This is a genomic window from Ruegeria sp. CDSA079, assembly GCF_059612245.1.
Map to the genome: position 1 here is coordinate 96916 of NZ_JBXWQF010000014.1, position 8644 is coordinate 105559.

Annotated in this window: 9 protein-coding genes; 5 read left to right on the plus strand and 4 right to left on the minus strand. The window is 53.9% G+C overall.

Annotated features, from left to right (window positions below; genetic code table 11):
• Window positions 1-13 precede the first annotated feature (13 nt).
• From AC2FJZ_RS15230 to AC2FJZ_RS15245, 4 genes are read left to right on the plus strand one after another with little or no spacing between them, the layout of a single operon-like run.
• Window positions 14-1078 (plus strand): glycosyltransferase family 2 protein, encoded by a 1065-nt coding sequence (locus tag AC2FJZ_RS15230; RefSeq protein WP_496778668.1) that lies wholly within the window; start codon window positions 14-16, stop codon window positions 1076-1078.
• A complete protein-coding gene (locus AC2FJZ_RS15235; protein WP_496778670.1) occupies window positions 1075-2019 on the plus strand; it encodes a sulfotransferase in 945 nt (314 codons plus the stop codon). Before AC2FJZ_RS15230 ends, AC2FJZ_RS15235 begins: the two co-directional genes overlap by 4 nt.
• Window positions 2019-3062 carry a lipid II:glycine glycyltransferase FemX gene (locus tag AC2FJZ_RS15240; RefSeq protein WP_496778672.1) on the plus strand — a complete coding sequence of 348 codons (1044 nt, stop codon included), beginning with the start codon at window positions 2019-2021 and terminating at the stop codon, window positions 3060-3062. Before AC2FJZ_RS15235 ends, AC2FJZ_RS15240 begins: the two co-directional genes overlap by 1 nt.
• Window positions 3059-3739, plus strand: coding sequence for a polysaccharide deacetylase family protein (locus tag AC2FJZ_RS15245; RefSeq protein ID WP_496778674.1), 681 nt, complete (start codon window positions 3059-3061; stop codon window positions 3737-3739). Before AC2FJZ_RS15240 ends, AC2FJZ_RS15245 begins: the two co-directional genes overlap by 4 nt.
• A gap of 14 nt (window positions 3740-3753) precedes the next feature.
• Here the strand turns inward: AC2FJZ_RS15245 and AC2FJZ_RS15250 are convergent, their stop codons facing one another.
• Both AC2FJZ_RS15250 and AC2FJZ_RS15255 read right to left on the minus strand, forming a co-directional pair.
• Window positions 3754-5100 (minus strand): O-antigen ligase family protein, encoded by a 1347-nt coding sequence (locus tag AC2FJZ_RS15250; protein ID WP_496778676.1) that lies wholly within the window; start codon window positions 5098-5100, stop codon window positions 3754-3756.
• Window positions 5101-5132: 32 nt separating this feature from the next.
• Window positions 5133-5852 carry a sulfotransferase family 2 domain-containing protein gene (locus AC2FJZ_RS15255; protein WP_496778678.1) on the minus strand — a complete coding sequence of 240 codons (720 nt, stop codon included), beginning with the start codon at window positions 5850-5852 and terminating at the stop codon, window positions 5133-5135.
• Between the two features lie 253 nt (window positions 5853-6105).
• Between AC2FJZ_RS15255 and AC2FJZ_RS15260 the strand changes: the two genes are divergently transcribed.
• A complete protein-coding gene (locus tag AC2FJZ_RS15260) occupies window positions 6106-6966 on the plus strand; it encodes a capsular polysaccharide synthesis protein (RefSeq protein WP_496778679.1) in 861 nt (286 codons plus the stop codon).
• On the opposite strand, the gene AC2FJZ_RS15265 is transcribed toward AC2FJZ_RS15260, so the two are convergent.
• Both AC2FJZ_RS15265 and AC2FJZ_RS15270 read right to left on the minus strand, forming a co-directional pair.
• Window positions 6937-7770: a sulfotransferase family 2 domain-containing protein gene (locus AC2FJZ_RS15265; RefSeq protein WP_496778681.1), complete on the minus strand. Its 834-nt coding sequence runs from the start codon at window positions 7768-7770 to the stop codon at window positions 6937-6939. The genes AC2FJZ_RS15260 and AC2FJZ_RS15265 overlap by 30 nt on opposite strands.
• Window positions 7771-7913: 143 nt before the next feature.
• Window positions 7914-8644 (minus strand): hypothetical protein (locus tag AC2FJZ_RS15270; RefSeq protein ID WP_496778683.1); only part of this gene is annotated, 731 nt, incomplete at its 5' end.

Genomic DNA, 8644 nt, shown 5'->3' on the forward strand with positions numbered 1-8644 from the left:
CAGACATAATTCAATGCACGACCATGAATCGTTGAAGTTTACACCTGTGGATTACACCGTTGAAGATATGCCTGAAATCAAGCGGGACGACTCGGAGGCGGGGTATCCACTTGATCTGAGCGTCATCATCGTGAACTACAACACCCGCGATGTGACCTCCGAGGCGATACAATCGCTGCTGGACCATCATGGAGACCTGCGGCTAGAAATCATCGTGGTCGACAACGCTTCAAGTGACGACAGCGTAGCGGCGCTGCGCGCGACATTTCCGCAAGTAAGCGTTCTGGCAACCGGTCAGAATGGTGGGTATGCTTGGGGTAACAATGTTGGCATCCGGCGGTCACAGGGCCGCTATGTTCTGGTTTTCAACCCCGATGCGCAGGTTTACGACGGAACATTGGAACGCGCCGTCGCCTATATGGATGCCCATCCCGAAGTTGGCGTTCTATCCGGGCATGTCTTGCTGGAAAATGGCAAGCAACAACCCACGCTGTTTCGCCAGGTCTCCCTCAGCAACGTTTTCTGGAACGCACTGATCCCCAATCGCATCATCCGTAAAACCCGGCTTTTCGGAGATCAACGCTATGCTTCGCTCGCGCGCAATGCCGTAAAGGATGTCGATACCGTTGCAGGGTGTTTCATGATGGTTCCCAGACATGTCATCGACGAGGTAGGTATGATGGATGACCGGTTTTTCATGTACAGCGAGGAATCGGAATGGTGCTGGCGGATCAGGCAGGTCGGCCTGAAAATTCGCTATAACCCTGAAATCAGGCTCATGCATTACGGAGCCGTATCCACCGGAAAGGTGGCTCCGTGGAAGGCCGTCGAAATCGCCAAAGGCCACATTCTCTTTCTGCGCTTCACACGCGGGCCCCTAGTTGCCTGGATCGCAACCGTGCTGATGGCTTTTGGTGATTTGCTACGAGCCGTCTGGTTTCTACCGATTGGTCTGATAAGACCCGGGCACAAAAACGCCAAGGCCTGGCGGGCGCGTTCTTCCTTTCTGCTCGGTGCCGTGTTCAGGCCGCCGCGTGGACAGACGCCCCCGCAACCCAACCCGGATATGGCGCTATGAAAACCCTTGCCAAAGCGGTCCTGCGCGGAACAGTCCATACGGCCCTCGCCCCATTAGAGACCAGAATGCTTGCCCAACAACAAAAGGCCCAATGGCCCCACGTATTCATACTGGGGGCGCCACGCTCAGGAACCTCACTGTTTTATGAACTTATGGTAACCCGGTTCGATTTTGCTTATTTTTCGAATTTGGCACACCGGTTCTATAAGACGCCCTTGGCCGCGACCCGCTTGGGCGGGCGATTGATTGCCCCACACAAACCCGCCTATCAAAGCGATTACGGCCATATTTCGGGCTGGGCCGCGCCGAATGAAGGCGGATGGATCTGGCAGCGGTGGCTTGAAGATGGCCCTTGGACGGATGAGCATATGCTGCCCACGCTGCCCGCCGAAGAGATCCGGGCCACGCTGGCCGGAATGGCAGCGCTGGCGCATGCGCCCTTCATCAACAAGAACGTGATGCATTCCAATCGCGTGCGACTGCTTGATGCGCTGTTCCCCGGCTGTTTGTTTCTTGAAGTACGCCGTGACGCAAGTGACACCGCTCGGTCTATCATACGAGCGCAGCGGCGCAACAAAGGGCCTACGCGGGATCACAAGGATTGGTGGTCGGTCCGCCCGTCAAATGCCGGTGGCGATACCGATATCGAACGCGCCTGCAGGCAAGTGACCGGCGTAGCCCGGGACATCCAACGCGATTGCGCCCGTATCGGGAGTGAGCGGCATTTCCAAGTCGGTTACGAGGCCCTATGCGCCAACCCGGCACAGGTTCTTTCCGACGTGGCCCTATTCCTGAATTCGCATAGTGTTCCGGTGTCGGCATACCCTCGCCCCCCCGTCCCCGAACACTTTACCCTTCGGGCATCAAGGCCCCTCGCCGACAAGGAAGAGACCCTTCTAGAACAGATGCTGCAACCTCGTTCACAAGCGGCCAAATCCTGATGACGGATTGCATACTCTCCCTACGCAGAGTTGCGCCCGAAGACTGGACCGAACTCTGCACCGCGTTCGATGATTTGACCTATGAACAGTCCCTCGCCTATGCACAAGCTGCGGCCAAGCGGATCAGCGCCGCTGCCGAATTTATCAGCGTGCTTGACACACAGAACACCCCGGTTGCCGCAGCATGCCTGAGGATCAAACGGCTGCCGTTGCTGAATCGGGGGATCGCGTGGATTGCCGCCGGGCCGATGATGGTACCTATAGACGGCGTGGCTCCCGCACCGGAATTGCAACGCGCGGTCTTTACCACGCTGAGCAATTACGCGCAGGAAACTGGTCATGTTCTACGTTTGCGCCTGCCTGCCACAGCGGCCCATGACCCTGCAAAACTAGACGATGTGGCGCAGAAGGCGGGTTTTCAGCCAACAGATCGCTCTGCCGCCCACCGAACCGTTATTATCGACTGTGCTCAGGACGAAGACACCCTGATGCGCGGTTTGCATGGCAAGTGGCGAAACAGCCTGCGAAAATCCTTAAAAGCCGGTCTTACGCTCGATATTGTGCCAATTGCCAAAGCCGCTGACCGGTTTCAGGCGCTCTATCAAGAAGTTCAATCGATCAAGGGCTTTCAGACGGATATTCCCCCTGAATTCTATTATACACTTAAAGGGTCCGATTTTCCCCATGAGGTTCTGTTTGCACAGAAGGACGGTACTGACGTCGCCGCGATGACTATTGGACGTACGGGACGCCGTGCCGTCTATATCTTTGGCGCCACCTCGCAGGCGGGTCGGCGTCCCAATGCAGGTCATTTCCTGATGTGGCAGACTATACTACGCTGCCGTGAACTAGGCCTGAAGTGGTACGATCTGAACGGAGTGGATCCGAACAGCAATCCCACCGTCGCACAATTCAAGCTGCGTACCGGCGGAAGTGATCTTATGGCCGCAGGCCCATATGAATTCCGCCCACCCGGCGTGAAGTCTGCCCTGATTAGCGCCGCCGAAGCAGCTTATGCGCAGTTAAAGAAAGTACGTGAATGACAGGCTTGATCAGCATCAACTTTCACGGCATCGGGGCACCTGAACGCGATCTAGAACCCGGTGAGGCGCCCTATTGGCTGTCAGCCGACCAGTTCCGGTACGTCGTCGACCAGATCGCAGCGATGCCTCATCCGGAAGGATTTACAATCACTTTCGACGACAGCAATCTGTCGGATCATGATATCGCCCTGCCCGCGCTGGCGGCACTTGGACTGCAGGCGCGTTTTTTTGTATTGACCGGGCGAATCGGGCAGGCGGGCTCATTGGACGCACCGCATTTACGCGCCCTGTTGGATGTCGGCATGAAGATCGGCAGTCATGGGATCAGCCATGTCGCCTGGCCCGGCCTCAGCGATACCGATCTTGAAAAGGAACTAAGGGATTCGCGCGCCCGACTCGAAGATATCTGCGGATATCAGGTCACCGAGGCCAGCATACCCTTTGGCAGGTACGACGCGCGGGTTCTGCGAGCCTTGCGGGCAGCCGGATATACTGCAGCATGGTCCAGCGACAGGGGATTGTTCCGGCATCAGGCTTTCCTTAGGCCACGCACATCCCTTCGTGGCGATATGACCCAGAACGACATGCAGGCGATTCTGGACGGGCGGATGTCCCGACCACAGAAGTTGCGCCGCATGATTGGAATGACTAGGCGACGATGGATGGTGACCGGTTAAATCAACCCACGGTTTCAGGATTGTGTTCCAGCAGGGCAGTCGGCAAATCTTGTATACCTGACTACCCTCTTTTTCGTCTGATGCGGGCCGTTTTCCTCAGCATCGTTCTGTGTACAGGCCGAATCTGAAAACCATACCCCAGCCCCCAAAAGAAACATAAATATACAATATGTAGCGTCCCATAGATGGACGGTAAACGCCGAGATGCTCATACCGATGAAAGCAATTAGATATCCGCGCCGAGCCAATGCAACTTCGTTCGTCAAAGGAGCAGTCACTGCTTTCCAGCAAACAATCAGTGTGGACAATGTCAATAAAACCCAGGTTGGGATGCCATAGCGCAATGCAATGAGCAGCCAGAAATTGTCAACGCTTGATCTCAGCCAACCGGGGCGCGTCCAATCTTTAAGACCAAGGCCAAATACAGGGTTCCTGAAAATATCATCAATGGCATTTCTGAAAATATTAATTCGGTTCCAGGCAGATCCAGCGGAAAAGGTCAACTCACTAGCAATGATTTGAAAGGCATTCCGGTTCGACGCGAGTTCCAGCACGAGATAAAGTGAGCCAAAGACAAGCGCAAAGATTTTCCAGCGGTTTTTGACGGTTTTCAATGCCTCGTCCCAGGCAATCAGGAAAGATTGAAGCAGAATGCTTAGGAACGCACCTGAAGAGAGTGAACTGAAAACCGCAACGCCGACAACAAACGGGCGTCTTGCTTTTTTGAAGAGAGATCCCTGCGGGGTGATGACATACCAAGACAGGGCAAAGGCAGGGGCGCAGAACACTCCAAACAGGATCGGGTGCTGCATGGTCACCTGAGCGCGCTCCAACCCCAGTCGGGGCTCCTGCGCGACATTGCGATAGACGTTTAGCACCCCACGAAAAAGCTCCATCAGGACAGGATCTCCAGTCTGGTTTTCAATAAGCGCAAAGGGTAGCATCAACAGTATGATCGCGAAGTACCACCGCACAAAGACCCGGAAAGACGCGAAATCCCTAACCAGCACGCGCGCCGTAAGATAAGGAATCAATGTTTCCAACATCAGGATGCCGGCGAATTGCCACTGGGCCGCCAGCCCGTGATTTTTCACCAGCGAACCCGTCATCCAAAGACTAGCCATAATCACTAGAATATCCGGGAGACGTACGTTCCCCGCAGATCCGTTAAGCCAGCGGACCACCATGGGAATCGCCATTGCCATCAGATAGAGCCGGTACATGCTCAACCGCAGGCCACCCAGGAAAAAGAAAAATGGCATCACAAGTGAGAAAATCAGAAGAATAATCAAAAACTGATTGGGCGATGCTGCGCTCGCGGCCCCCACGGCTTTGGTATTGGATCGCACTGCAAGCGTCATTGTATCACTGTTCCTCGTTTATCCCTGAATTGTCAGGCGGCGAGGCGCTCCTCTGCAGCCTTGATGTCATACATGCCCCCAAGGAGATCATAATCCGCCTGAGTGATGTTCAACAAAGCATCAATCTGTCGGTGTGTCAGCTTACCATCTCGCTGGCCTGGCTCGGATTTGTTTACATGATGAATCGGAAGCGGTTTTCCCAAGCGCTCGCTCAGAAACGCGTTCATCTCTTCCACCGCTTCCAACCGGAACACATGATCGAACAGATGAATGTCGTCCCCCAGGTGCCACGCATAGGGCGTCGTATGTATACGCACCGGGCGGCTGACCGCGCGGTACTCATAGAAATGATCAATGAACTCGCCAAACGACGGATCCAACGGTAGACCTTCGTTTTCGATATCCATCTCTTCGTTGCGCCACCGGAACTGATTGCGATGCACCTTGTCCCGCCAAGCCGATTTGATTCTGGCTACAGGGTCGCGGACCAGAGTGAATGTCACATAGCCTTCGGGGACAATGGCCTGGGAAAATATCTGTGTGCGATAGCCGCCCTGCTCATGAATATTGCGCGGCTGAATTAACTTGGTGCGCGCGAGCCGCCAATGCAGGTTGTTAACGGCGCGTTTGACTCCGCGCCCTTTAAAGGGCTCGCCATGGTCCAACTCCCACAGCATCTCTTTCAGACTGCTGCTACCAACCTTTGTAATATCAAAATAAACGGCTTTTAAAATTTGCGAAACGACCGCCATAATATCTACCCTTCGGGCTCAAACCCCAACTCCGCAGAATCATACTTTTCTAACAGCCGTTTACAATAGAGCCACAGATGTGACGCTATCTTGAGGCATACCATCCGACAATGATCTATTTTACCCCTTATTGTTGCCACCCCATCACGATGAGGTGACGCCCGCGCTGGAAATCCGATGATATGCCAAGCATGACTGGTGCAATAATCGGGTGGTGATTAGAAGATAAGTTTGAAGGTGTAGTGGAGTATGCATGCGCACTGTTAAGCCCTGGACATGGTTGTTCATTTTGATTGTAGGTGCCCGGACGCTGCCGTCGATCGGGCGGCGCGCCCGCAGAAAGCTGAACGGAAAACCCAATCACTTTACACGCTCCGCTCCCCGCTCAATCCCAAAAACTATCTGGATATATTGGGATCGCGGTGAAAAAAACGCCCCCGAACTCGTCAAGGACTGTATCTCCTCATGGCGCGCACGCAACCAAGGTTGGGACATCCGTGTTCTGGATGCCCAAAGCGCATCTCAGATCGTCGATTTGCCCCACGACCCATCAAAACTGCCGGTCCAGTCCTATGCCGATCTGCTGCGCCTGAGGCTTCTAAGGCAGTATGGGGGGGTCTGGGTGGATGCAACTACATATTGCCTTGCTCCTCTGGATAACTGGCTTCCTGTTGTGGCGCAGCGGGGTTTTTTTGCCTTCACCTGGACCAAAAACGACGCGTGGTTCATCTGGCCAGGTATTCGCCGCACAATGACAAACTGGTTTCTTGCCTCCGAACCGGCGGGCCAATTCATCTCACTCTGGGAAGAAGCCAGCTTTGCCTACTGGGAAGACAGAGTCAAACCGCATAATTATTTCTGGCCACATATCATGCTCGACTATCTGTTTCTGACCAGCCGGTCCTTTCGCCATGCTTACCATGAAATCCCACAGATCGGTTGTTTTGGACCACATCTGGTGCATGATGCAGTAACAAATGGAAAACATAATGGTGAGATCGCTGAATTGCTGAAATCCGACTCAGCTCCTGTGCAGAAGCTGCGCTGGAACTGGGACAAGGATCAGATTGCCACCGCCAGAGCGCTACTGGGGATCAGAGAAGACGGGACTTGAGCGGCTTCTCAAGTGAACGGCCACATCCGATACAACCTCTTTGTAAAGCGCAATATCAGCTTCGTAGTAGTTGGCAATAAAGTTACGAACCTGTGCCTCAGCAAAAACCGGCTGTTCGGTGTTAGGCCCTGATTTCATTAGCATCTTCCTCGCTGACCGTCGCAGCGTTTCATGTAGTGTTCCAGGAAGAACCCGACGGGCGACAGCGCTCCCGGTTTGTGCCACATGTTTTAGCTGCGGGTAGCGAAACACTGTTGTTTTGTTGGCGTGTCCCATCGGTAGTTCGTCGACCCCAATCCGACGAGCGATCGCTCGGGCAAACCGATCAAGATGTTCGACCGAAAATATGTTCCGCACCATGCGTTCGCCTTCAATCTCCACAAAATCCGACTGGCGCGTGAAATGAATGAATTCCGGCTTAATCACCAAAGGCGCAGACAGCAGATAATCCTGTACACGGCCGATCTCGTCCCGCAGTTCTGTTGTGTCAAGCTGCGCGAATTCCTTGCCCAGATACATCTTTGCCCGTTGTGACATCGCAGACCGAAACCGCTGAAACGGATCACGCAGCAAGGCATAGCTGTCATAGGTTTTTAGTTTCTCAAAAACCTCAGGATCCAGATCACGTAACAGCGGCAAAGGAAGATGCCTGAAGTCGATTGGACCCAGTTCAGGGTGCACTTCGACTGTTCTTAAGAATCGCTTGTCTGCGTCGTGGAATGGCAGGATCGCAGATCTGACCGACGTTCCGGCACATTTAGGGACGTGAATAAATACAAATCTGTACTGGTCTGAGACAATCATTACAAAAAGCTCTTATTTCAACGAAACTCTTATGCAGGACGTCGTACGAGATTACCAATACAACTAAAACCGAAAGGACGGATCGAGAAATCTCAATCCATCCTTTCTTTTCCTATGTGTTTTGACAAGAAGCCATGATCAGGTCATCCGAGCCAGACAGTATCGTCAACCACCGCTGTATCATCGACGAACTGCACTTCGTCATCGATCGCAAAAGCACTGAGGTTGCCATCAGCATAACGGCCGTGGCTGAAACCAATGTCCCAACCCCATTCCCGGCCACCGGTGAAATCGAAATCGACATCCGTTTTGTCGAGCACAACCTGACCGTCAACAAGAACCTGCAAGCGGTCCGCGACCTGATCCACCATTAAAGTAATTTCGTGTGTCTCAGTGTCATTCAGTCCCAGATCAGGGACGTAGAAGCCTTCATGAAACTTGCCATCGTTGTTCTTGACATGCGCCTTCAAGCCATCTTTATGCAAAGTCAGCCCCACATGCCCCTTGTTCCAGACCAGTCGCTGTGCGTCACCATCAGCTTCATCGCGGGCGAACTCAACGGTAAAGGCAAGCTGGTCGGAATTCTCGAACTCCTGCAGCCGCCCGATCTTTACCTGATCCTTATGACCGTCGAGGTGAACGACAGGACCATCTACCGTATCGACGATTTGGGCATCGTCTCTCAGTTCTGCCTGATCATTGTGCGGCAATCCGGCAATATCCAAAACGAAATCATCGAAGACCATCAGAGACGGGGTCGATGTGCTACTGTCAGGCGCTGTCGGGGCCGACGTACCACTGTCAGGCGCTGTCGGGGCCGACGTACCACTGTCAGGCGCTGTCGGGGCCGACGTACCACTGTCAGGCGCTGTCG